Source organism: Enterococcus raffinosus (assembly GCF_019175485.1).
In the GTDB taxonomy this organism is placed as follows: domain Bacteria; phylum Bacillota; class Bacilli; order Lactobacillales; family Enterococcaceae; genus Enterococcus_A; species Enterococcus_A raffinosus.
Window position 1 is genome coordinate 873,034 of the sequence record NZ_CP072888.1, and the last position, 22,643, is coordinate 895,676.

24 protein-coding genes, 2 pseudogenes and 1 riboswitch are annotated in these 22,643 nt (G+C 40.6%); of the genes and pseudogenes, 15 read left to right on the top strand and 11 right to left on the bottom strand.

What is annotated here, in order from left to right; all coding sequences use genetic code 11:
- The first annotated feature begins 160 nt into the window (after positions 1-160).
- Positions 161-1,483, top strand: coding sequence for an LPXTG cell wall anchor domain-containing protein (locus J9537_RS04320; RefSeq protein ID WP_218256843.1), 1,323 nt, complete (start codon positions 161-163; stop codon positions 1,481-1,483).
- A 270-nt stretch (positions 1,484-1,753) separates the two neighbouring features.
- Here the strand turns inward: J9537_RS04320 and J9537_RS04325 are convergent, their stop codons facing one another.
- Positions 1,754-2,209 carry a hypothetical protein gene (locus J9537_RS04325; RefSeq protein ID WP_218256844.1) on the bottom strand — a complete coding sequence of 152 codons (456 nt, stop codon included), beginning with the start codon at positions 2,207-2,209 and terminating at the stop codon, positions 1,754-1,756.
- 380 nt (positions 2,210-2,589) lie between these two features.
- On the opposite strand from J9537_RS04325, the gene J9537_RS04330 reads away from it, so the two are divergent.
- Positions 2,590-3,537 carry a hypothetical protein gene (locus J9537_RS04330; protein ID WP_218256845.1) on the top strand — a complete coding sequence of 316 codons (948 nt, stop codon included), beginning with the start codon at positions 2,590-2,592 and terminating at the stop codon, positions 3,535-3,537.
- Positions 3,538-3,548: 11 nt separating this feature from the next.
- Positions 3,549-4,106, top strand: coding sequence for a hypothetical protein (locus J9537_RS04335; protein WP_218256846.1), 558 nt, complete (start codon positions 3,549-3,551; stop codon positions 4,104-4,106).
- A 197-nt stretch (positions 4,107-4,303) separates the two neighbouring features.
- Here J9537_RS04335 and J9537_RS04340 read toward each other — a convergent pair.
- The 6 genes and pseudogenes from J9537_RS04340 to J9537_RS04365 all read right to left on the bottom strand — a co-directional run.
- Positions 4,304-5,848: pseudogene (locus J9537_RS04340) on the bottom strand (IS1182 family transposase); the annotation flags it as partial.
- 152 nt (positions 5,849-6,000) lie between these two features.
- Complete coding sequence (locus tag J9537_RS20780) at positions 6,001-6,093, bottom strand: type I toxin-antitoxin system Fst family toxin (RefSeq protein ID WP_111945260.1); 93 nt, start codon at positions 6,091-6,093, stop codon at positions 6,001-6,003.
- A gap of 83 nt (positions 6,094-6,176) precedes the next feature.
- Positions 6,177-6,794 (bottom strand): DUF2922 family protein, encoded by a 618-nt coding sequence (locus tag J9537_RS04350; protein ID WP_218256848.1) that lies wholly within the window; start codon positions 6,792-6,794, stop codon positions 6,177-6,179.
- Positions 6,795-6,842: 48 nt separating this feature from the next.
- Positions 6,843-7,226 (bottom strand): hypothetical protein, encoded by a 384-nt coding sequence (locus J9537_RS04355; protein WP_028021004.1) that lies wholly within the window; start codon positions 7,224-7,226, stop codon positions 6,843-6,845.
- Positions 7,227-7,294: 68 nt separating this feature from the next.
- A complete protein-coding gene (locus tag J9537_RS04360) occupies positions 7,295-7,507 on the bottom strand; it encodes a DUF2922 domain-containing protein (protein WP_028021003.1) in 213 nt (70 codons plus the stop codon).
- A gap of 11 nt (positions 7,508-7,518) precedes the next feature.
- On the bottom strand, positions 7,519-7,728 hold the full coding sequence (locus J9537_RS04365) for an SH3 domain-containing protein (RefSeq protein ID WP_218256849.1): 210 nt from the start codon (positions 7,726-7,728) through the stop codon (positions 7,519-7,521).
- Between the two features lie 1,871 nt (positions 7,729-9,599).
- Here J9537_RS04365 and agaF point away from each other — a divergent pair.
- The 10 genes from agaF to J9537_RS04415 all read left to right on the top strand — a co-directional run bounded on the left by agaF (position 9,600) and on the right by J9537_RS04415 (position 17,840).
- Positions 9,600-10,037, top strand: a complete 438-nt coding sequence (agaF, locus tag J9537_RS04370) for a PTS galactosamine/N-acetylgalactosamine transporter subunit IIA (RefSeq protein WP_218256850.1) — start codon at positions 9,600-9,602, stop codon at positions 10,035-10,037.
- Between the two features lies 1 nt (position 10,038).
- Positions 10,039-10,314: a preprotein translocase subunit YajC gene (gene yajC, locus J9537_RS04375; protein ID WP_218256851.1), complete on the top strand. Its 276-nt coding sequence runs from the start codon at positions 10,039-10,041 to the stop codon at positions 10,312-10,314.
- 20 nt (positions 10,315-10,334) lie between these two features.
- On the top strand, positions 10,335-10,817 hold the full coding sequence (gene agaV / locus J9537_RS04380; protein ID WP_218256852.1) for a PTS N-acetylgalactosamine transporter subunit IIB: 483 nt from the start codon (positions 10,335-10,337) through the stop codon (positions 10,815-10,817).
- Positions 10,818-10,841: 24 nt separating this feature from the next.
- Positions 10,842-11,645 (top strand): PTS mannose/fructose/sorbose/N-acetylgalactosamine transporter subunit IIC, encoded by an 804-nt coding sequence (locus J9537_RS04385; protein ID WP_218256853.1) that lies wholly within the window; start codon positions 10,842-10,844, stop codon positions 11,643-11,645.
- The gene (locus tag J9537_RS04390) at positions 11,635-12,678 is read left to right on the top strand and encodes a PTS system mannose/fructose/sorbose family transporter subunit IID (RefSeq protein ID WP_218256854.1); all 1,044 of its coding nucleotides are present in this window, start codon (positions 11,635-11,637) and stop codon (positions 12,676-12,678) included. Before J9537_RS04385 ends, J9537_RS04390 begins: the two co-directional genes overlap by 11 nt.
- A gap of 129 nt (positions 12,679-12,807) precedes the next feature.
- Entirely contained in the window at positions 12,808-13,536 is a 729-nt protein-coding gene (locus tag J9537_RS04395) for a GntR family transcriptional regulator (protein ID WP_218257326.1), read from the top strand.
- A 14-nt stretch (positions 13,537-13,550) separates the two neighbouring features.
- The gene (locus tag J9537_RS04400) at positions 13,551-14,723 is read left to right on the top strand and encodes an SIS domain-containing protein (protein WP_218256855.1); all 1,173 of its coding nucleotides are present in this window, start codon (positions 13,551-13,553) and stop codon (positions 14,721-14,723) included.
- 16 nt (positions 14,724-14,739) lie between these two features.
- On the top strand, positions 14,740-15,888 hold the full coding sequence (gene nagA / locus J9537_RS04405) for an N-acetylglucosamine-6-phosphate deacetylase (RefSeq protein ID WP_218256856.1): 1,149 nt from the start codon (positions 14,740-14,742) through the stop codon (positions 15,886-15,888).
- A gap of 12 nt (positions 15,889-15,900) precedes the next feature.
- The gene (gene lacD, locus J9537_RS04410; protein WP_218256857.1) at positions 15,901-16,893 is read left to right on the top strand and encodes a tagatose-bisphosphate aldolase; all 993 of its coding nucleotides are present in this window, start codon (positions 15,901-15,903) and stop codon (positions 16,891-16,893) included.
- Between the two features lie 11 nt (positions 16,894-16,904).
- Positions 16,905-17,840 (top strand): hexose kinase, encoded by a 936-nt coding sequence (locus J9537_RS04415; RefSeq protein WP_218256858.1) that lies wholly within the window; start codon positions 16,905-16,907, stop codon positions 17,838-17,840.
- Positions 17,841-17,964: 124 nt separating this feature from the next.
- On the opposite strand, the pseudogene J9537_RS04420 reads toward J9537_RS04415, so the two are convergent.
- From J9537_RS04420 to J9537_RS04430, 3 genes and pseudogenes are all read right to left on the bottom strand, one after another.
- Positions 17,965-18,057 (bottom strand): annotated as a pseudogene (locus tag J9537_RS04420) (helix-turn-helix domain-containing protein); the annotation flags it as partial.
- A complete protein-coding gene (locus J9537_RS04425; RefSeq protein WP_218256860.1) occupies positions 18,050-18,949 on the bottom strand; it encodes a WaaS/CpsH family glycosyltransferase in 900 nt (299 codons plus the stop codon). The gene J9537_RS04425 and the pseudogene J9537_RS04420, both read right to left, overlap by 8 nt.
- A 317-nt stretch (positions 18,950-19,266) precedes the next feature.
- On the bottom strand, positions 19,267-19,797 hold the full coding sequence (locus J9537_RS04430) for a folate family ECF transporter S component (protein WP_010746618.1): 531 nt from the start codon (positions 19,795-19,797) through the stop codon (positions 19,267-19,269).
- 35 nt (positions 19,798-19,832) lie between these two features.
- Positions 19,833-19,929: riboswitch (THF riboswitch) on the bottom strand.
- Between the two features lie 183 nt (positions 19,930-20,112).
- On the opposite strand from J9537_RS04430, the gene J9537_RS04435 reads away from it, so the two are divergent.
- Both J9537_RS04435 and J9537_RS04440 read left to right on the top strand, forming a co-directional pair.
- Positions 20,113-20,772, top strand: coding sequence for a hypothetical protein (locus J9537_RS04435; RefSeq protein ID WP_218256861.1), 660 nt, complete (start codon positions 20,113-20,115; stop codon positions 20,770-20,772).
- Between the two features lie 39 nt (positions 20,773-20,811).
- A complete protein-coding gene (locus J9537_RS04440) occupies positions 20,812-21,513 on the top strand; it encodes a hypothetical protein (protein ID WP_218256862.1) in 702 nt (233 codons plus the stop codon).
- Positions 21,514-21,661: 148 nt separating this feature from the next.
- Here the strand turns inward: J9537_RS04440 and J9537_RS04445 are convergent, their stop codons facing one another.
- The gene (locus J9537_RS04445) at positions 21,662-22,564 is read right to left on the bottom strand and encodes a LysR family transcriptional regulator (protein WP_218256863.1); all 903 of its coding nucleotides are present in this window, start codon (positions 22,562-22,564) and stop codon (positions 21,662-21,664) included.
- Between the last annotated feature and the right edge of the window lie 79 nt (positions 22,565-22,643).

Below are 22,643 nucleotides of genomic sequence, written 5' to 3' on the forward strand. Positions count from 1 at the left end.
TTTCTTTGTTGTTCATTTTTCGTAAATAAATTTATTAGTTTGGGAAAAGTAGTTAGAAGTAGCAATTTATTATAGGAGGGAAGTTCACCATATTCAACAGACAGTAGCTATTACTTCTATACTTTTAAATAAAAATATAAAAAAAGAAAAGGGGATTTTTGTGAAAAATAGATTGAGGGTTTTAGGAATTACATTATTATGTGGGCCGATTTTATTATCAATGCCTGTATCATTTGCAAATGCTTCATCAGCAGGAACAGGATCAAGTACATCTGTATCAGCAGTGGTTGGAGAAACAAAACCAAGTACTTCTGTTTCAACAGCCATTGCAGAATCAAAACCAAATACGTCTGTACCAGCGGCAGTTAAAGAAACGAAACCGAGCACTTCCGCACCAGCAGCAGCTGAAACGAAATCAAGTGCACCTGCACCATCAGCACCTACAACGGCCGCACCAAATACGAGTTCGAGTACTCCTAAAGCGGTCGCAGCAACCAATACAGATGCTTCAACAGATAATGAAGCTTTACGAGCTGAATTACAAGATTTAGTTAATCAAGGGAATAATGCTGTGGCTAACGCACATTTATATACAGAAGATTCGATTGCTAAACTACAAACAACATTGTCTAATGCACAATATTGTTTAGATTATAATTTAGACTATTCAATTTATATAACTTCGATGAAAAGAGCGCTGGGAGCGTTAGTTTTGGTACCGACAGAACCAAGTACGACAGAACCAAGTACGACAGAACCGAGTACAACAGAACCGAGTACAACAGAACCAAGTACGACAGAACCAAGTACGACAGAACCAAGTACGACAGAACCGAGTACGACAGAACCGAGTACAACAGAACCAAGTACGACAGAACCGAGTACGACAGAACCAAGTACGACAGAACCGAGTACAACAGAACCAAGTACTAGTAAACCTTCCATTAAGGTATCTGACCAAACAATGTATGTTAATGATAAATTAACAGAAGAAGATATTTTAAGCTGGGCAACATTCGAAAATGCAGAAGGTATGAATGTTGGGTATGAAGTCGTTGGTGAACCTATTCAAGTTACAGTTTTAGGAAATACCTTAGTGAAATCGGGGACACATCAAATTAGATTCTATATTGAAGGAACAGATGCCAGTGGAGAAAAAATTGATATTTCGAAGACTATAACATTGACTATTTTGGACGCAAAGGAAAATATCAACAACAAAGAAAATGGAATTAGCAATCCAGAAGTAAGTGGTGGGACGACTATTTCTAAAATAAATGAATCCAATACAGCCTCAAAGGCTCCTAATAATACAGCTATCAAAAAGCAAAAAAGTATTCCAGTAGCTACAAAACATATTGATCCAGTAAAGACATTGCCTAAAACTGGAGAGAAAAATTCGAAATCGTTTGTGGCATTTGGTGTCGGTTTACTAGGTATTAGCTTGTATTTGGCATTTAAGCGTAAAAAAACTATTATTTAGTGTTAACAAATATAAAACGATGTATTAAGCAAAAAATTATATTCTATTCAAACACCGTTATAGCTAGAAAATAGATTAGATAGTTTGTGCTATCTAATCTATTTTTTATCATCATAGAAATTCTGTGGAGATTGGTTGACAATCAATGAAAGGCAGACAATTGTGGGCAAAGAATTTTTTGAAGATTTTAGAATTAGAACATGCCCATTAACATCAAGAGATATATCCTTAGTCAATTGAAAGTTATAAAAAATATAATGATTCAAAAACCTAATCGATACAATGAAATTTCTCAATAATTGCATTGATATCCAGCTTAATATTGCTCACATGAATATATTTCTTTCCTTCTTCAGTGAGACTTTCGATAGCGAATTTTACGGTAGCTCCAGCTAAACAGGATTTCGAGCAGCAGTGAATGGCTTTTTTGTGTTTCCAATCCTCGTAAACAAAATAAGTTCCGATAAGGTTTATGGCATGAGGACGGTATGAATAAGTGTAATCACCAAGATCCTCTAAAAATACATGCTTGCAGTTTGGACAAAGGTACCATCGTCTGCCGGGATAATGACTAGGGACGATTCGTTTTTCCTTAATGCGAAGAAGCCGAACAGGATAACGGCTACCTGTAGGATAATGCTCATTCAAAAATACTAGATAATCAAGAATTTTTTGTTCACGAAAGGTGTAAACTTCTGGTTCGCTGGATAATTGCCTTTGATTCATAGAATCCCTCCTTTTGCCTTCAATTATACGGATTAGCAGCTTGATAGAATCTATTATTCAACAAGTTTTATAAATAAGGTGTTTTTTGTCACACTTCCACCTTTTTGCAAAAAATTTTTCTTTGCGAAGTTTCAATTAAATTGTTCATCACATTTAATAAAAAAGAGCGCCGTTAAATAAAATGGATATAGAAAATAAGCTTGCGAGTTGATAGAAAGTAAGTAAATGATCAATAATTTATGATTTTTGTTGCATACATAAGTTTTTTCGCAGGTTGATCACCGCCTGTGATGTATTGCTCAATGCTGGTAAAATAGGTATTCTTTTTATAAGGAGTATTGAAAGAGTAAACGAAACTCAAGATAGGGAAGGTGATGGGAATGACAGAATTCAAAAAGGAACAAGAATTGTCGAATGAACAAATCGACTACCAAAAAAGCTACTGCAAGAAGCTAGCTACTCGTTATGAGGACTATACAGAGGAAGCGTTAAAGTTTGTTTTTAGTGCGTATTATCAACCAGAGGTATGGGAAGACGCGAGTCAGGTTTATAAAAAAGCGATTACTGATTTTCTTCCTTTGGATAAAAGTGAGATTCCTGTTCTTTTCGTAGGTGCAAATGCACAAAATAGAATTACTCGAAAAGCTAACGCAACGGGCTTTCTTCTGACGGATCACATGATCTATGTAAAAGAAGCGAGTATTTTTAATGACACATTGCCGCTAAGCTATCCTTATTCGGCATCAAAAATTGAAGCAATCGAGGTATTGGAAAAAGCGATGAAGGCCTTTGATTGGGAATACCTTGAAACCATTCTTTCTCCGCAAATCAAAAAAGAACTAACCCAATTAATGAGAGAAGCGATTACCGATATTCTTACTGTGAAGGAAACGCTGGAGATTGCTCACATTGAACGACTCAAAGCAGGAGATGTGGAAGGAAGATTTGCTGAATTAGGACTTAAGAATAATTCCCTGATAAAAATGGGTAGTGATGAGTCCCATCAGAAGCATTTCCGAAAAGTCATTAAGAAATTTGGCATCCCACAGGCCGAGACGATCCAATTTGCCATTACAGATTCCACATTCGTTGGTCCCTATGGACTGGTTGTCACAGAACAAGCCATCTATTCGAAAGACACGCTTGAAAAGCCTGAAAGTACGAAGCGAAACGACCTAGAAAAGCGTTATCCTTTCAAAATCGTTGAAGACAGTATTCTCTTAGGAACGAATATCGCTCATATTTTGCCTAGCAGCTTAAAAGAAAGCGAGAAAGAATCGGTTAAGACGGTGCTGCAGGAGTATCTCAATGAGGAGATTCATTTGTAAAAGGAGAAAAGATGAAAACAATCAAGCTTCTGCTAGTAGTTTCCGCAGGATTAGTTATTCTTAGCGGATGCAAAGAAAGTATAGATAAAAATGAAACCACTTCAAATTCAATTGAATTATCAACAAATAGTTCAGAAAGTTCGCAAGAAGAGACTACTCAATTCGAAATTGGAGAAAAACTATTTCAGATAACTATTTCTGATTTTAACGTAATAGCTGATGGAGATATGAGCGATGAGAATGGGAACACTTGGCTAATCTTGCAAAGTGATAAATATAGTTCGTTGTTGATTCAATTATCACTACATAACAAAGCTGCCGTTGAACGACCGAACGCCTACTCTCTAGAGGTGCTAGATATAGAAAGAACGGATACAACAATGGTAAATTATCATCAATTCAATCGGGAAGAGTTATCAGAAGCAGTAAATGCTACAGGTAAAATCTATGAATTTGAAACAGAAGAAATCAATGGTCAGTTGGTATTTCTGTCTAAGCAAGAGCTAACGGCAAAAGAAAAGGAGTACTTCGATGAGATGATTAAAAGCATAGAAATCGTCGATCGTTAAAGATCGCTTAATAAGTGATCGAGAAGTTTTTTCCAATAGCTCTTTCCTTCATTATAGGAATGATTGTTTGACCAGTTCTTCTTATTGAAGAGGCCGTGACATAAGTCATAGTCTTTAATAGGAAAAAATTGGCGTCCATAAATCAGTAAATGATTTATGGACGCCAATTTCTATGTACCCAAGGTGCCCAGCCGTTTCATTGCCGCTAACTTTCTCATATTCAATGCCATGATAAGGATGCCCGTTTCCTTTTTCACCTTTTCCATGCTTCGAACATGGTACCGAGTGAAATGCAAACAAGCCTTCATCCATCCAAAAACAGGTTCTACGTCAATTTTTCTTTGTGCGTAGATTTTTCCATTTTCAGGTTCTGAAAGCAAGGTGCGTTGTTTGGCTTTAAAATATTCTAACGAAGGATTGACCTTAATGATGCGTGTATTTCCCCCTTGGGTCAACGCTTCTTGAATCACTTCTTTGTTTTCTGTGTATTTCTCTGCTTTGTATTCTTTAAAATCTCGGACAAACCCATCGACTTTATCCGTCTCTGTTCTGTACGCATTGAAATTAAAACGAACACCTTTTGGATCAAGATAATAATCCTCTTGTTCGTTGTACGTCCAATTCATCACTTTTCGTTCGTCCGATTGCCACTTCTTACTCTGTTCTTTCAACATCGTTGAGTAAGGGATCAATGCAGTGTGGTTCGGTAGTTCATCTTCAAGGTACCGATAATTTTGTTCTGAACCATACCCTGCATCCGCGACAATATGCATTGGGAGGCGATTCGCCACGTTCAATTTTTTTATAAACGTGGGAAAGGTTTTGGTATCCGTTGGATTTTGATAGACATCATAACCCAAAATGAACTGATTACTGGTGGCTATTTGAAGATTGAACGCAGGTTTTAATTGCCCATTGCGCATAGGATCTTCTTTGACACGCATAAATGTGGCATCGTTATCTGTTTTTGAATAGCTATTGCGGGCACCACAAATAACTAAGCGCTGTTGATGATCGACCATTTTTTCACGCCGTTCATTTAGTTTTCGTGTTTGTGCTTTTAATAAACGGCGCTGCTGTTTGGCTGGATTTGGTGAAACCTTTCTGGTTTCAAGTACTTCTTGTTCCAATTCTTCTAGCCGTATTTCCAACCTCGTCAGTACTTCATCTATCATATCTAATGTGAGTGAGGTTCCTTCAGGAACGTGACTCGCTAAATGTGCCTCTTTCAGTTCAGACATCAAAGAGACGATCTGCTCACGATTCATTTTGTCATAGTTGAGCGTGGTCTTTTTCCAAACAAAACTGTATTTATTGGCATCTGCGAGGAGCTTCGTTCCATCGATAAAAATCGAATCATTAATCAATTGTCGCTCTCTTAAATAATGGACCAACGAATCCAACCCTTTTTCGATCAATGTTTCTAACTCATTGGAAACACGAAAGCGGGCAATGGTTCGATAGGTAGGCATCTGTTCTTGGGTCAACCAACGAGCCGGTAGGCTTTCTTCTGCCAACTGTTCAATTTTCCGACTGCTAAACACACTACGGGTATAGGCAAAAAGAACCAGTTTTAACATCGCACTCAAATCATAGTTCCGGGGACGACCAAAAAGATAGGAATCCGTGATTTCAAGAGATTCAACGAGTTCATTAATAAACCAAGCAGTGCTGTCTTTTTTTGGAATATAAGAAGTTGTGATATCTAAAGTGAGTTGATTCATGTTATAATTTGTATGCATGATTTTGATCCTTTCGGGGATTGAATGATTTAGAGTACGGGTGCTACCGTACTCTTTTATTTTACCCAAAAAGCACTAGAAAAGGACGTTTTTACGTCGTTTCTAGTGCTTTTTTTTGAGACTTATGTCACAGCCTCTAGTATTTTCAGTCGTCATGGATCACGCCCGCTCAACCAATGGTTGACTAGGGCAATGATCAGCCCCACAAAGAGTGGAGCGAGGACATATCGAATCAGCTCGCTCAAGGTGCATCACCTCCTCTCCGATGTGGAGGCTGACGACTTGAGCAAGATAGACCTACGCTTAATTTATTTGAGAAGGGCAGAATTTAGCTGCTGGAATCACCATTTCGAGAACGGATATCTGGGTCGTCCTTGTTTCGATTGATTTTTTGACGAAGCCGAGCGAGAAAGCCTTTTTGCCGACTTTTCTGTTCGGGAACATCTGACTGCGCAGCCAAAAGATCAGAAGAATCCTCAGCAGCAGTATTTTCTAATGATGTAATCGTCTTTTCTCCGATTTGTGGTGCATTTATTATTAATGAAGGGGAGTCGTTTCTCGTTTCTGCTGGATCTTCCAAACTTTTAGCAATCGCAGTTCTCGATCTATTGAACAAATAATTGTAGCTGTTTCCTGTTTTAACAGCGGGCATTTCCGGTTCTTTCTCTATTTTTGGAGAAGGAACCGTTTTTTCTTTTTCGCAGATGGCTTCTTCGGGTTCTTTTTCTTTATCGAAAATCTCGGTTTCTTTGGTAGTGATGATCTTTGCCGTAACCACGGAATCAAATAGTTTTACGCCATTTTCTTCAAAAATATCCAACGTCGTTAAGAGTTCGCAAGCTTCTTTGATTACTGGTATTGGCAGATCATTCTTTAGATTGTTATATTTCCAGTCATGTGTTTTTCCCAGACCGTTGGTAAAGGTTGCCACTAAATCCTGTCGCATAGCTGTATTTTCCTTTCTCAAATTTTTCTTTACGTAGGTCATCTTCTATCAAGGTTCATTCGTTTCATCGGGACGGACTTTGGCAATCAGGGAACGGACAAGGGACACGGCTTTTTCACCGAAGTTTCGGACAGGGAAGGTTCTCATTTTCAACGTTTGCCATTCAGGCGCCATGAAGTAATCTTGAAAGTAGTAGAAGAAACGCTTCATGGTGCGAGTAGCCTTGGTGTTCATAAAAATCTCACGGACAAGATCCTTCAAAATGAAAGCAAACTCTTCCGCACCTAGCTGGTGCCGTATTTTCAAAGTGAGAATGTATTTAATCGTTAAGCTGCTGTTTTGTGTACTGTAGTAATACTCTTTGATACGTTTTTCCAAGGTGGTTGATTTCAAATTGAATAATTGGCGGTACGAAAGGGTTTGTTCATTCATGGGATGGTGTCCTCCTTTTTTTTTTAGTAGAGGAAGGCGGCTAAGCCGCGCCTCCTCAAGTGTATTCATTAAAAAATAATTGTCTCGACCGTTTCTACATATTTGGCGCTGACGACTTCGTTATACAACTTTTCGCCATCTCTATTGAACAAATGCAGCAACGTCATTTTTTCTAAGATACTGCGGATATCCTCTGGCGCTTTGCCTTCTCCTGGATTTGGATAGCTCCACGTTTGGGAGCGGCCACCGCTGGTTTTAAAGATCGATACAAGTTTTTTCATCTAGTTTCCTCCTAATTTTTTGTCACACGAGATTGGCTGGTGATGATCACGCCATCTAGCAAGGTGTCGTCTTGGTCTAGCTCCGTCATGATTTCCCCTAGTTTGATGATTTCTGCTTCCTCAGGGTTTTCCACGACGTTTGAAAAAGTGACTTTCTTTAATTTTTCCACTCCAGGGACAGATAAGTGGACTTGCAATTTGGTACTTAGTTTTTGGATCATGTTCATTCCTCCATGTGTTTTTTTGTTCCGGCCGGTGACTACAAGATAAAGGATTATAAAAATAATTTCGACTTGCAATTTCGAACAAGCCCCCTCAATTTCGAATGTTTAGTTCCTAGAAACGTTGAAAGATCGTTTTAAATAATCGAAGTTGATAGAGGAGAATTGAAGTTGCTCTTTGATTTACAATGTAAAATAAACATTTAGGTACTTTTGCTGATTAATAGCTCTAGAATTTACGAAATTTGAGTCACTGTCCACATTTTATAATGTCTAGGGAGACATGTATCATCAGCTCCCAAAAGACTAGTAAAGATGATATCGAGTTGAGTATATCTCGATCATTAAAAAAGACTAAAAGCAAACTATCCGCCAGTTAATACTCAAGGATAATATGATCGTGGAAAAAATAAGGTGAATAAGTTATTACTAGAGATTTTCTTCCATATCCATAAGCAAAGTAAAAGGCAAAACTTTCCTTGTCGAGAGTTTTGCTTTTTTCTTTTAAGAGCTTATATTGATTTGAAGTATTTTTTGATTACTAAAACTAGAAAACAAGGGAACCTCATTACTTTGATTGTATCTAATAAAGGAGAGAACAGTCATGGAGACTAGCTTGATGAAAACTGGGATTTTTTATGAGTTTGATTAATGGAGGTATGCCGATCAGGATTTATTAGATGAATCCAAGGAACGCAAGAAAAATCTGCCTAATGTTTTAGACTAATTAGCAAAACAGAATTTGTTAGAAAAAAATATAATGAGCAAAGCTGAGTTGGAGAAAGACCTAGATTTTGATTTCAAGCAAAAAAGGCGTGTCTCAGCACAGCTTTATTCTGCTTACCTCAATTTGTGAAAGTATCACCATAAAATAACTAAAAAAAAGTAAAATCAGTATGTTTTATCGAATTATTTTTTACTTGTATTGTTATATTATACCAGTTAGTCTGATTGGTCTTTGATTACGATTTTTTTAGCGGTAATTGATACCAGTCGTTTTTATTGCGAAAATACTTATTTTTGTAGTTTTTTCGAAAGTTTTTCACTATGAATTTATGTGATTTTCTATAAAATGATTTAAGAGTAAAATATACATAATTGCTTTGATTTTAAAGAGATGCACTGTGGTTTATTCAAATTCCCAGCGATGACATTCGATAATTTCGAATAGTTTCTGATATTTATAAAATTAATTGTAATATAGGTGTTCTCTTGAGTTATTATGTGGTATCTACCAATAATTAGAAAAATTCCATTTTTATGAAAGCGTTGACATTGTCATTTTCGTGCGTTACTATTTTTATAGGAAGTTATTTAAATGGTTCTTTTAAACACTTGTGAAAAAACTAATCATTGGTATGATTTAGTCTCATTCTTTTTCACTAGCTTTAATGAGTTGTATTGGCGTCTCGATAAATATATTTGTGGTTAGTGGAACAAGGAACAACGTTCAAAAGCAAAAGTATCAGGAATCAAAAGAAGCAACCCACTCAAGAAATAGTCTGGAAGGGCGGTGTGATTATAGCTGAACTGGTTGTAACAAGTCAAGATTGGTGGTTTTAAGAGCACAGCAGCTGAATTCTATCCCGGTGCGATAGGAAGTCATATATTGTTTGTTGCTACAGTATTTCTAGCAAGAGAATTTTAACAGTAATTATGAAAGCGCTTACTAGTTTTTGGCAAAAATATCGAGGATTCCATCACAACAGCGAATAAACCACTGACCTGAAAACAGGAATGAACAAAGTAACTGTATTGGCATCAGCGCAAGCTTTACGTTGCGAATCACACCGTAAAAACAAAGGGATCTAAGCATAGTCCAGCCGCTTGGTTCTCTTATCAAAGTCTAAACAAAAGAAAGAAGGATGACGATGATTGGATGTATTTTAACTGGACATGGCAGTTTTGCGCCGGGCATTATGGGGGCAGTCGAAATGATCGCGGGTCCGCAGGAAAAATTTGAAGTTGTGCCGTTTTTAGAAGAGGAGACGTTGGAGTATTTTGATGAAAAAATGCAGGCTGCGGTAGAAAAACTGGATAAGGTTTGTGATGGTGTGGTCATTTTCTCTGATTTATTAGGCGGGACGCCGTTTCGCTCCGCGATGTTAGCCGCCCATGAAAGAGATTCGGTGGAAGTGATCGCTGGGACAAATCTGCCGTTACTAGTAGAAAGCTCTTTATTGCGTCTGGGTGTTGAGAATGTCAGTGAATTTCTGGAGCAAATGGTGGAAGTTGGCCGAACAGGTCTGATACATGCTCGGTTGGGCGAGTCACAGCAAGAAGACAGTAGCGAGGAAGAAGGGATCTAGCATGGCACAAAGTATTTTGGCAGCCTCAATCGTTATGATCGCTTTTTTGATCATTATGGCACTGATCTACTATTTGGTCAGTCGCAAGGGGGTCAAGAAAAGAAAGGAACATTATCAGAAATTACATCAGTCATTACAGAGTGGTCAGAAGGTTCAGCTGTCTAGTGGGATATTGGGCACTTTGAGACGGGTGGACGAAGAAATTGTTGAGTTGGAAATAAAGTCAGGAATAGTCATGGAAGTATCACGCTACGCTATTTCGGACATTATTAAATAGAACAATTGGAGGAATGCATAATGGGAGAACCGAATATTTTACTAACAAGAATCGACAATCGTCTGATTCACGGCCAAGTCGCGACACAGTGGAATGGGACGATCGGAGCAAATCTGATTTTAGTAGCAAATGACAAGGTCGCTGGTGATAAGGTTCGTCAGGGTTTAATGGATATGGCGGCACCTGCGGGAGCACAAACACGGTATTTTTCGATCCAGAAAACGATCGATATCATTCATAAGGCATCTGCGAAGCAAAAGATTTTTATTATTGCTGAGAACCCTGCTGATGTTTTGAAACTAGTGGAAGGAGGCGTACCGATCAAAAAACTGAATATTGGGAATATGCACATGGCAGAAGGCAAACGACAAGTTGCTACGACGGTTGCGGTAGATGATGCAGATGTTTCGGCATTCAAAAAGATGAAGGATCTAGGTGTTGAATTAGAAATTCGCCGTGTTCCGACGACACCGATCGAGGATTCAAACAAGCTATTCAGTTAAATCGAAGTAAGGAGGAATTATTGAATGGATTACAATATTGCTCAAATTATATTGGTCTTCTTAGTAACGTTTATTGCTGCAATCGATCAGTTCAGTTTTTTGGAATCATTATATCAACCGATTGTAACCGGAATGGTCATTGGTCTTATTCTAGGCGATTTAAAAACAGGTCTGATCGTTGGAGGAACCTACCAGTTGATGACGATCGGGAATATGCCAGTCGGCGGTGCACAGCCGCCAAATGCGGTTATCGGGGGAATCATGGCCGCAATCTTGGCGATTACATTGAAGTTAGAACCAACTGTAGCGGTGGCGACAGCAATTCCATTTTCTTTATTGGGTCAATATGGCGTTACGTTGATTTTCTCTTTGATGTCTCCTGTTATGACCGTTGCCGATAACTATGCCCATGAAGCGAATACGAAGGGAATTGATCGAATCAACTATCTAGCGATGCTCGGTTTAGGAACGATCTTTGGTTTGATTGTTACCTTATTCTTTATTGGCGGAGCCGCTTTTGGTCAGCAGGTAGTTGATGCGATTCCAGAATGGTTGATGGATGGTTTAGGTGCTGCTGGGGGCATGATGCGTTATGTCGGTTTTGCGATTCTATTGAAGGTGATGATGTCACGGGATATGTGGGGCTTTTACTTCATGGGCTTTGGGCTAGCCACGATCGTTATGGCAGCGCCGAGCTTGAGTGGTCCGGCATTGTTGATTCTAGCATTCATCGGTTTTGCGTTAGCATTCTGGGATTATCAAATCCAATCCAAATTCAAAACAGCAAAAGTATCGAATGATTTAGGAGGCGAAGAGGATGGCATATAATATTCCAGAGACATATAAGGATCAAGCACCTTCAGAACAACTAGATCAAAAAACATTGAATAAGATGGCCTGGCGTTCACTGTTCTTACAGGCTTCTTTCAACTATGAGCGGATGCAATCCGGAGGCTGGCTGTACAGTATTTTACCAGGATTAAAGAAAATCCATAAAAACAAAGATGATTTGGCCGCTTCAATGAGCCACAACTTAGAGTTCTTCAATACCCACCCATTCTTAGTTACTTTTGTAATGGGAATCGTTCTATCAATGGAACAAAATAAATCAGATATCCCAACGATTCGTGCGGTACGGGTCGCAGCGATGGGTCCATTAGGCGGGATTGGGGATGCGTTGTTCTGGTTTACTTTAGTGCCGATTACTGCGGGGATCACGTCAAATATGGCGATCAACGGAAGTATCGCTGCGCCATTTATTTTCTTGTTGGTATTCAACGTTGCTCAATTTGCTATACGTTTCTTCTTGATGAACTGGTCTTACAAACTGGGGACTGATGCGATCGGTATTTTAACGGAAAATGCTAAAGAGTTCACTCGTGCAGCAAGTATACTGGGGATCTTTGTCGTCGGCTCATTGACTTGTGTCTATGGCGCGACGAAGGTGAATATCGAGATCCCGAATGGGACAACCAATAATGTGCATTCCGTGACGGCAGTGGTACCGGAAAGTCAGATGCATAAATACGACGAGTTTGTTTATAAAAAAGATGCTAATGGTAAGCTGACGGATGAAGTGCAGGATGCTGGTACAGATGAAAAAGCTTTGGGTGTCAAGGAATTACCTTCTGGTGAATACGAAGTGACCTTCAATCGGAACGAAGAAGCACCGGTAGTGATCAACATCCAAGAGATCTTGGACGGCATTTTACCACAGATCATTCCATTGGCGCTGACAATGCTGCTGTATCTACTAATGTCAAAACGTGGTTGGACACCATTGAAATGTATTGGATTCCTACTGATTATCGGTTTGCTGGGCTCTGGCTTTGGCATTTGGCCGAATATCTGGCCATCATAAGCCAATTAGATACCTCTTATCTCAAAGGTGAGAGGTATTTCTTGTTTTGCCTTACTGGGTCTGGTTGTAACCAGTGTGTTGTGAGTAGGATGCGAGTGAATGAAAATGATGAAGAAGAGGGACTGGCATATGAGTAATAACGTCAAAAATCAACCATTGTATGACCAATTGGTTACGCTGCTGAAAGAGAAAATCGAAAAAGAATATGTGGCGAATACTTTGTTGCCGTCAGAACGAGAGTTGTCCAGTACGTATGGCTTGAGTCGGACAACGGTTCGATTGGCTTTGCAGGAGCTGGAGAAATTAGGCTATATCTATCGCCGTCATGGCAAAGGAACCTTTGTATCGAACATTCGTGAGTCGGCACTGAACTTGTCTAATACCTATAGCTTTACGGAGCAAATGAAATCATTGGGGAAAACACCCCGTACAGACGTCTTGAGTTTTCAAAAAATCGAAGCGAATAAGTATTTAGCGGAGCAGTTAAATGTCACCTTAGGAACCAAGTTGATCGAGATTGAACGTCTGAGATGCGCCGATGGGCTCGAAATGATGCTGGAGATGACGTACTTACCTTTGCAGTTTTTTATGACATTGGAGAAGGCAGAGTTGGAGAAAAAAGCCATGTATGACATTTTTCGCGAGAATTACCGTCAGATTATCCGCGTGGCCGAAGAAGAGTTTTATGCAGGGATTGCTGAGGAACAGGATGCTTCAATCTTAAAGATTTGTCCAGGTGCACCAGTCTTGAATTTGCTGCGAAAAACCTACAATACGAAAAATGAGATCATTGAATTTACGATGAGTGTCGCGCGGGCGGATCAGTTTCGATATAAAATCGTCCATCATAAAGATTAAGGAGGAATTCATTGATGTTTCAATTAGCAACGGCAGAACTAGAAAAAATGGGGGCTGAGATCACGACTCGTGAGATCAAACAACAGCCAGAACTATGGGAAGAAGCGTTCCAAATTTATCAACAGCAGCAAGAGGAAATTCGGTTTTTTCTAGAAAAGGTCAAAGCCTCTGCGGATGGTAAAGTACGGGTTGTCTTTACTGGTGCGGGTACATCGCAATATGTTGGAGATACACTTAAGCCGTATTTATCTAAAACGGGGAATAGCACCAGCTTCATTTTTGAGAGCTTAGCGACCACTGATATCGTGGCGGCTCCAGAAGAATATTTATTTGCAGACCAAACAACTTTACTTGTCTCTTTTGCTCGCAGCGGAAATAGTCCAGAAAGCATCGCGGCGGTTGAAGTGGCAAATGCCTATGTTAAGAATATTTTTCATTTGACCATCACCTGTGCAAAAGACGGCAGCTTAGCCAAAGCGGCGGCCGATGATGACCGGAATTTATTGTTGCTGATGCCGTCACGGTCGAATGATGCGGGGTTTGCTATGACCGGTAGTTTTTCTTGTATGACCTTGATGGGACTTTTGGTTTTTGATCAAACGGCGGTGGAGACCAAAGCAGCCTATGTTCGGACGTTGAATAGGCTAGGCCGTGAAGTGATTGATAGAGAAGCAGATATCCAACAATTCCTAGCAGGTGACTATGACCGGATCGTATATCTTGGTTCTGGCAGCTTGGCTGGTTTGACTCGTGAGGCACAGCTGAAGGTATTAGAGTTGACGGCAGGCAAGGTCGCGACTGTCTTTGATTCATCGATGGGATTTCGCCACGGGCCAAAATCCTTTATCAATGACAAGACGTTGGTCTTTGTTTTTGTGAATAATGATGAGTACACCCGTCAATATGATTTGGATATTTTGGAGGAGGTAGCAGGTGATAAGATCGCACCTCAAGTAGTGGGGATTGGTCAAGCCGGAAAGAGCAACTTTAGCGGAAAGACCTTTACTTTTGAACAGGGAGAGATGCTGCTGCCGGATGGCTACTTAGCGTTGGCAGACATCGTCATCGGGCAAACGATTGCTTTATTGACTTCGGTCAAAGTTAACAATACTCCTGATACTCCTTCATCGACGGGAACTGTCAATCGGGTCGTGAAAGGTGTGACGATCCACGAATTTTCCAAATAAGAAAGAAGTGAAAAGGATGCATTATTATATCAAAGCGGATCGCTTCTTTTTAAGAAGCGGGATGGAAATAGGCGGTTATCTAGAGGTAAAGGATGGTTTGTTTGGACGCTACAGCAAAACTGAACCCACTGGTGAAATCTTGGATTATTCTGGCAAGTGGATCGCACCGGGCTTAGTGGATACTCATATTCATGGTTATAAGGGTCATGATGTGATGGATGGGGATTTTGACGGTCTGAATGAAATTTCCCGAGGCTTATTAAGCTGCGGGGTCACTTCCTTTTTGCCTACGACGTTAACGTCGGATGTGGAGAGCTTGAATCAAGTCAGCCAATTAATCGGAGAGCATTACCAAGACGTGGAAGGCGCGAAGATCCAAGGCATCTTCTTTGAGGGTCCATTTTTCACGGAAGAACATAAGGGTGCACAAAATCCGATCTATTTTAAAGATCCAGACTTAGCAACTTTTGCTCATTGGCAGGAATTGTCAGGCGGTTTAATCAAAAAAATCGCGCTTGCACCGGAGCGTGAAGGGGCATTAACTTTTATTGAAACAGTGACGAATCAAGGGGTTAAGGTGGCGCTTGCTCATAGTTCGGCCACGTATCAGCAGGCGAAAGCGGCGGTTGATGCGGGTGCGAGTATCTTTGTTCATACATTTAACGGCATGAGCGGCTTTACTCATCGGGAGCCGGGGATGGCAGGTGCAGCGATGACCACCAAGGCCTCTTTTGCTGAGGTGATCACTGATGGGCATCACGTACATCCTGCAGCGGTGGATGTGTTGCTGAAGGCCAAAACCTCCCAGCAGATCGTCTTGATCACCGACTGTATGCGGGCTGGCGGAATGCCAGAAGGTGAGTCGACTTTAGGAGAATTTGCGGTCATCGTGAAGGATGGAGCGGCACGCTTGAAAGAAGGAGGCAGTTTAGCTGGCAGTATTTTGGAATTGTTTGAAGGCGTAAGAAATGTTGTGGATTGGAATCTAGCGACCGCCGAAGAAGCAATCAAGATGGCCTCGTATGTTCCAGCTAAGAGCGTCGGGATTGAGGATCAATGCGGCAGTATCCAACCAGAACGTGCCGCTGACTTTTTAATCATTGAACCAGAGCTGTCTCTGGCAGAAACATATTTGGATGGAAAAAAAGTGTATTCGAAAGATTAGGAGCGAAAATAAATGCTAGAACTTACTAAAGGAAAAAAGGCAGCGATGGACAGATTGTCAACACCGGATGGCTTGATTGGGGCTTTAGCGATCGATCAGCGGGGTGCATTGAAAAAAATGATCAAAGCCTTGGGAGCCGAAGTGACTGCCGAACATATCGAAACCTTCAAAGCATTCGTCTCAGAAGAGTTAACGCCCTATGCCTCTTCGATCTTATTAGATCCAGAATATGGTCTACCCGCAGCCAAGGTTCGGGCGGAGGACGCAGGATTGCTGCTGGCGTATGAAAAAACGGGCTACGATGCTTCTACACCGGGGCGCCTGCCGGATCTATTAGAAGACTGGTCCGCCTTACGAATCAAAGATGCGGGAGCCGATGCGGTGAAATTCCTACTTTATTATGATATTGATGAAGACGCGCGGATCAATCATTTGAAGCATGTTTTTGTTGAACGTTTAGGTAGTGAATGCGTAGCGGAGGATATTCCTTTCTATTTAGAATTAGTTTCTTATGATGCCAACATCGCAGATGCTGCGTCACTTGACTATGCAAAGGTAAAACCGCATAAAGTGAACGACATGATGAAGGAATTTTCAAAGCCGCAATACAAGGTCGATGTTTTAAAAGTAGAGGTTCCGGTGAATATGAACTACGTGGAGGGCTTTGCGAAAGGCGAGACGGTTTATTCAAAAGAAGAAGCGAGAACTTATTTCAAAGAACAGAGTGAGGCGACTCATCTGCCATTCATTTTTTTGAGCGCCGGTGTTTCAGCTCAGCTCTTCCAAGAGACCCTAATATTTGCGAAGGACTCCGGTTCAACCTTCAACGGTGTCCTCTGTGGACGTGCAACTTGGAGAAATGGTGTGGCGCCGTTTATTGAAAAAGGTGAAGCTGCAGCTAGAGAATGGTTGAAAACAGAAGGCAAACACAATATCGAAAGCTTAAATGCGGTGATTAAGCAATGTGCGAGTTCATGGCACGATAAAGTACAAGTAAGAGATTAGGAGGAACACGGATGATTGTTACAGTAACAATGAATCCCTCAATCGATGTCTCCTATCCGCTAACGAGCTTTAAACTGGATACCGTGAATCGTGTAGCGAAGGTTTCGAAGACTGCCGGCGGCAAGGGGCTGAATGTCACATGGGTGATTCATGAATTAGGTGGCGAAGTGATCGCTACTGGAGTGATCGGTGGGCATCATGGTGCGTTTATCATGGAACAGCTGGACAAGGAAGGCATTTCTCATCGTTTCTCACCAATTAAAGAGGAGTCGCGAAACTCAATTGCCATTCTTCATGAAGGGAAGCAAACGGAAATTTTGGAAAGTGGTCCGACAGTTAGTGCAGCAGAGCAGTCAGCTTTTTTAGAGCTGTTTAAGAAGCTTTTGTCTGGCGCCGATTGCTTAACGATCTCCGGCAGCTTAGCAAAAGGTTTTCCAAGTGATTTTTATCAGACATTGCTGAATCTAGCCGGACAGGTTGAAGTGAAAGCTTTAGTAGATACTTCTGGCGAAAGTCTGAAGCAAAGCTTGCTAAGTGAGCAGAAACCTTACTTGATCAAACCAAATGCTGAAGAAATCCAAGAGCTCTTAGGACAACGTGTTTCACTAGAAGATTTATCGGCCTTTAAAGCAGCATTAAGAAATGAATTGTTCACTGGTGTCGAATGGGTCATTGTTTCTTTAGGCGCCCAAGGAGCGGTAGTCAAACATCAGCAAGACATTTATCGTGTGTCGATTCCTAAAATTACTGCCGTCAACCCAGTAGGCTCAGGTGATGCAACTTTAGCTGGTTTGGCGTATGGGATCAGTCGTCAGTATGATCCCGAGACAACGATCAAAACCGCGATGACGACAGGGATTTTGAATACGCTGGAGAAGAAAACCGGGCATATTAATCGTGACAACTTTGAGCAGTATTTTTCACAGATCCAAGTCGAAAAAATTTAATCAAGTTTTGGGAAGAGTGTGATAGTCGTATAGTCACACTCTTTTTTCAGTATTCGAAGTGAATGTTTTGGGAAAAAGATGTCGTTATAACTAAAAAAAGCCGTGCACTCGCACGACTTTTTACTTACTCTTCCACATATTCAATGATATCGCCTGGCTGGCACTGCAAAATCCTGCAGATACTTTCTGGCGTATTAAAGCGAACCCCTCTACAACGCACTCTCATGCGCCATCAGCTCTGGGTAATACTCGAACTCCTCAAAAAGTGTCGGATCGTAATCAACAAAGCGTTTGACCCAATTCTTAGCTTCGAAGAAATCCAGCATTTCTTGATCGGCTGGATGATAAGGGATATTCAAGAATGCCGTCAGCTTACTTAGATCTGGTTCGATCATGAAGACATTTCTCGGATCGTACAGCCGGTAAAAAGGCAGCATCGCATTCGCTGTAACAAGTTTCTTCTGCAAAAATAAGGACTCGAATGTTCGCAGAGTCACTCCGTATTGGCCAGCACGTAGGATTTCAAGGATGCCTTTACTGCGTTTAACCAGCTGCAAATAGTCGTTATAGGGCAAGTAGCCTTCTTGCTCATTGCCTCGTTTAGGCAGGATATGATAATGAGTCGCAAGGCCAAGAGACTCGAATCGGTCTTTTAATTCCAACGCCTGCTGCTTTCGTCCATTGTCATTGGCGCCAAAGAAAATATCGTATTCAGTCTTATGCACGGACTCACCGACTGATTGTGTATAAAAGGAGCTGTTATGTTTTAGCCCTAGATCCCGCGCTTCTAATGGATCGAAATGGTAGATCTCATCAATTGCGGGTTCTTTTTGTGCGTCGTTCAATTTTCGATAATGCTCTAATTTGAAGTGATTCCAGAAGAATAGAACGATCTTGGCTTTTGTGAAGGGGCGGATTCGTGCCGCCATTTCTGGTTCAAAGCCGAAATCTAAAAATATGATCAATTGAAAATTTTTCAAGTAGTGACGTAATGTCTCGTTGCTTGCTGCAAGTAATTCTTTCCCTGAACAAACACTCATTTCTGAGATGGCAGGGAAAAAGTATAGTGAACGGTCCTTAGGGACAATCAAAACATCAGAATTTTTCATTTTTCTCCCAGCTTTCTTATTAAATTTGACCTAGCATAGCGCTTTCCAAAGTCAATAGCGATAATTATGCTTGAGAAAAATAACACATAAACCTCATAAGAAATGAAAAATTTTTTGTTCACGTGCGGTTTGCATCACGCTATATTGATTGAACAGGACTCCTTTATTCTTTCTAAAAAGGCGCTATTAGCCTACTTAAGTGTGAAAATTGTGAATGACCAAAAAAGAGGCTGTCTATGGGATAAGACAGCCTCTAAAGGAATTTACGATGTGAAAGAAAGAACTACTTTCAAACAAACGTAATCTTTTCTATAAAATTAGTGTGCGCGATTGAAGCGTGCGATCCATTGCTTGTAGGGCAATACGCCACCTAAGAAATAGGTGATGATGGCTTGAATCGGAATCCAAATCACGGTTTTAATCAAACGTGGTGCCCAAATTACCCAGCTGTTCAATGGCACATGGTACATCATCGCCAGCCAAAGCGGAGTTAGGATCAAGTTGATCACAATCGTCGTAACTAGCACCGCTTGAATCGAGTTTTTCCAAGTGATCTCTTTCTTATAGAAGAAGTATCCGTAGATCGCTCCTTCAAGAAAGGCATTGATGGTAAAACCAATGAAAAAGGGTGCCTTTGCAAAAAGTGACATACCGATAAAATCAGCGATAACCGCACCGATCCCCGTCCAAAATGGACCGAAGAGCATTCCCATAATGATTTGTGGGATAAAGGTAAAGCTGACTTTGAGAAATTGCGTCTCAATTCCTAGTATCCGAGACAGAGTGACCATCATGGCGATCAATAGCGCCATCGTTGTGATGCTTCTAGCATCGAGGTGTTTCTTCATTTCTAGCATCTCCTTATAGGGCTGCTACATCTTCATGCAGCGAATGCGAAAATAAAACCGCAGACCAAGTCTTTCGTCCAGAAGGCAACATCCCATCCCTCCAGCACTTAACGCTTTATTTTCTACTCTGATTTATTTTTGGGAGAGTTCCCCTGAAGAAATACTAGCACAGAATGAAAAAGGAAACAATCTTTTCAAGCGTAACTTTCAATTATCGGAAAAACTTTTTTTTCACTATTAATTTTGGGTAATTTTCGGCTTATTTTAGAGGTATGATAGAACTATATCTAAGCTATAGAGAAAAGAGGTCTGAATATGTCTGTAAAGCCGTTGAATGAAAGGCAGCTGTTTCGAATGAAGCGGGAGAACTTGGAAAAACGGATCCAGCAATACTATGAAGAAACCCATGATACAGATGCTGTACTGGAATATAATCTGGCGGTTCTAGTTTTTAACGCGATTACGATGGATGATTATTCATTTGTCTGTCAAGAGTTGATCAAGGAAATTTTCTTAACAAGTGAACCAAGTGATAAATTACGAGATTATTGCTTGTATTTCTATGATTTCTTTGACTACCGTGAATGGGAGCTTGTAAGAGCGCGGTTGTTCAAGAACAGAGCGGAATTTTCGGAATATACACGCTTGATTCGTCCCGAAACGACGTGTGTTCGAGCAGCATCTGCGCCTACGGATAAAGCACGGGATTGGCTTTTTGAGCGTTATTACGGTGATGGGAGCCATACCCATCAAGTGAAAGAAAGCTGCGACTACTTTTTCGAAACCGTCTTTAAGGATGCACAGGGGAAAAAGCATAAACAAAAATTTCAAAATGCGGATATCAGCATGTCGACTAAGAAGTTAAAGGTACTGCTAACGATTCTGACAAAGCTGACAATCTTTGAAAGAGATGGGAATCGAAAGTTTGCGGAGGTCGTGTTTCCCGACTGCAAAACAGTTGTGGGAGATCTATAAGCTAGAAAAAACAATGGTATTAGAAAGAGGGGGAAAAACGTGCAGCCTTTACAAGAAAGACAACTGCTCCAAATGAATCGAGATTCTTTAGAAAAGAGGATTCAACAGTACTATAACGAAACAAAAAATGAAGATGTAGTGATCGAATATGGATTGGTTCTTCTAGTGAGAAATGCGATGGTGATGGATGACTACTCCTTTATTTGCAAAGACTTGATCTGCAAAATCTTTTTAGAAGGCAAGCCCAACAATACAAAGCGCGATTTTTGTTTGTATTTCTACGACTACTTTGAATACAGTGAATGGGAGATCGTACGAAATCGACTGTTCAAGAATCGTGCGGAGTTTTCGGAATGGACACGGGGGATTCGTCCTGAAACAAAGTGTTTTCGTGCGGCTGCGGCACCGACTTATGACAAATTCGACGAAATCTTGAGCTATGCGACACAGAACTATCCAGAAGAACAGAGAGCTGCTGCTTTTGCTGATAAGGAGAATTACGATTTTTGTTATAAGGCATATTTTGCTGATGCGAATGGCAAGAAGCATATGGTGACCTTCAAACATGCCGATATCAGCAAGTCAGGTGCGGAGCTCTATATATTATTTGAGATGCTGACAAAGCTGACAATTTTTGAGAAAGACGGGGTTCGCCGATTTACAGAAATTATGGCGGACGACTGCAATGAAGTGACCATCCACTCATTGATCCGTTCAAAGAAAAGAGCCCATAGTCGTTAATTTAAAGAAGCAGGACGATAAGAACGTCCTGCTTCTTTAAATGGGCAATACGTTGAAGACTAGTATGCTCCAGAAAATTAGAAAAAATGATTAATATAATGAGGATTGAACATCATGAATTCCACTTTGTTGATTTCAAGTTTGTTTTTTAATAAACGATCTCTTTCGGATCCGAATGCGCCAAGACGAATTCTTTGAAACTAATGACCGCTGGTGTTAGATAGGCTTCTTTGTTCGTGACTAGATAAAAGGAACGATCCTGTATCACATTTTTTAGGTGAATCGTTTTCAACGGCAGTTGCTTCAAGATGGTCATATTTGGCACAACAGCGATCCCAAACCCTTGACTGACAAGGCCGGCAATAACCTGATCAACGGTCACCTCATATACGATATTGTAGCTGCAATTATTTTTTTTGAATATTTCATCAATCACATTCCTCAGACCGCTGCTTTTGCTGAAGCCGATCTGCTCATAGGGTTGTGTTTGCTCCAAATAAATATTGTCAAACTGCGCTAATGGGTGATCAAGGGGCGCGATAACGACTAATTCTTGGCTAGCGATGGGTAGAAATTCTACGCTAGGTTCGTCGGGTAGGTAGGAGGCGATACCAATATCGTAGTGCATCGTTTTGATGCCATCCACGATTTCTTTTGTTACCCCAGAAGAAGTATGAAAATCAAAAAGAATCTCTTTATCAGGATTTGCGTCATGAAAGCCTCGAACAAGCTTTGGTACAAAAGTCGTTCCTAAAACGGGCAGAAAAGCAAAGCTGATAAAGCCGCTGCCTTTACTGATTTTTGTCACTGTTTCTATCCCGTCATCCAGTGTACCCAAAGTACGGGCGACATAATCTTGAAAGATTTTTCCTGGTTTCGTCAAGACCACATTCCGGCCTTTTTTCTCGAATAAGGTGATGCCTAGCTCATCTTCTAAAGAGGCGATCGCATTGCTCAAGCTTGGCTGTGTAACATTCAGTATTTTACTGGAACGGGTATAATGCTGCTCTCTGGCCAATACATCAAAATATTTCAAATGTTGTAAATTCATCTGCCTCACTCCCGGGTATTTTTAACAACTTCATAAAGCTTTTCTATAAGTATAGCAAAACCTATATGTTTTACCTATA

Coding starts and splice junctions, on each gene's coding strand:
- J9537_RS04325 (WP_218256844.1), bottom strand. CDS start 2,209: ATGAATCAAAGGCAATTATCCAGCGAACCAGAAGTTTACACCTTTCGT.
- J9537_RS04330 (WP_218256845.1), top strand. CDS start 2,590: ATGACAGAATTCAAAAAGGAACAAGAATTGTCGAATGAACAAATCGAC.
- J9537_RS04335 (WP_218256846.1), top strand. CDS start 3,549: ATGAAAACAATCAAGCTTCTGCTAGTAGTTTCCGCAGGATTAGTTATT.
- J9537_RS04350 (WP_218256848.1), bottom strand. CDS start 6,794: ATGCGACAGGATTTAGTGGCAACCTTTACCAACGGTCTGGGAAAAACA.
- J9537_RS04355 (WP_028021004.1), bottom strand. CDS start 7,226: ATGAATGAACAAACCCTTTCGTACCGCCAATTATTCAATTTGAAATCA.
- J9537_RS04360 (WP_028021003.1), bottom strand. CDS start 7,507: ATGAAAAAACTTGTATCGATCTTTAAAACCAGCGGTGGCCGCTCCCAA.
- J9537_RS04365 (WP_218256849.1), bottom strand. CDS start 7,728: ATGATCCAAAAACTAAGTACCAAATTGCAAGTCCACTTATCTGTCCCT.
- agaF (WP_218256850.1), top strand. CDS start 9,600: ATGATTGGATGTATTTTAACTGGACATGGCAGTTTTGCGCCGGGCATT.
- yajC (WP_218256851.1), top strand. CDS start 10,039: ATGGCACAAAGTATTTTGGCAGCCTCAATCGTTATGATCGCTTTTTTG.
- agaV (WP_218256852.1), top strand. CDS start 10,335: ATGGGAGAACCGAATATTTTACTAACAAGAATCGACAATCGTCTGATT.
- J9537_RS04385 (WP_218256853.1), top strand. CDS start 10,842: ATGGATTACAATATTGCTCAAATTATATTGGTCTTCTTAGTAACGTTT.
- J9537_RS04390 (WP_218256854.1), top strand. CDS start 11,635: ATGGCATATAATATTCCAGAGACATATAAGGATCAAGCACCTTCAGAA.
- J9537_RS04395 (WP_218257326.1), top strand. CDS start 12,808: ATGAGTAATAACGTCAAAAATCAACCATTGTATGACCAATTGGTTACG.
- J9537_RS04400 (WP_218256855.1), top strand. CDS start 13,551: ATGTTTCAATTAGCAACGGCAGAACTAGAAAAAATGGGGGCTGAGATC.
- nagA (WP_218256856.1), top strand. CDS start 14,740: ATGCATTATTATATCAAAGCGGATCGCTTCTTTTTAAGAAGCGGGATG.
- lacD (WP_218256857.1), top strand. CDS start 15,901: ATGCTAGAACTTACTAAAGGAAAAAAGGCAGCGATGGACAGATTGTCA.
- J9537_RS04415 (WP_218256858.1), top strand. CDS start 16,905: ATGATTGTTACAGTAACAATGAATCCCTCAATCGATGTCTCCTATCCG.
- J9537_RS04425 (WP_218256860.1), bottom strand. CDS start 18,949: ATGAAAAATTCTGATGTTTTGATTGTCCCTAAGGACCGTTCACTATAC.
- J9537_RS04430 (WP_010746618.1), bottom strand. CDS start 19,797: ATGAAGAAACACCTCGATGCTAGAAGCATCACAACGATGGCGCTATTG.
- J9537_RS04435 (WP_218256861.1), top strand. CDS start 20,113: ATGTCTGTAAAGCCGTTGAATGAAAGGCAGCTGTTTCGAATGAAGCGG.
- J9537_RS04445 (WP_218256863.1), bottom strand. CDS start 22,564: ATGAATTTACAACATTTGAAATATTTTGATGTATTGGCCAGAGAGCAG.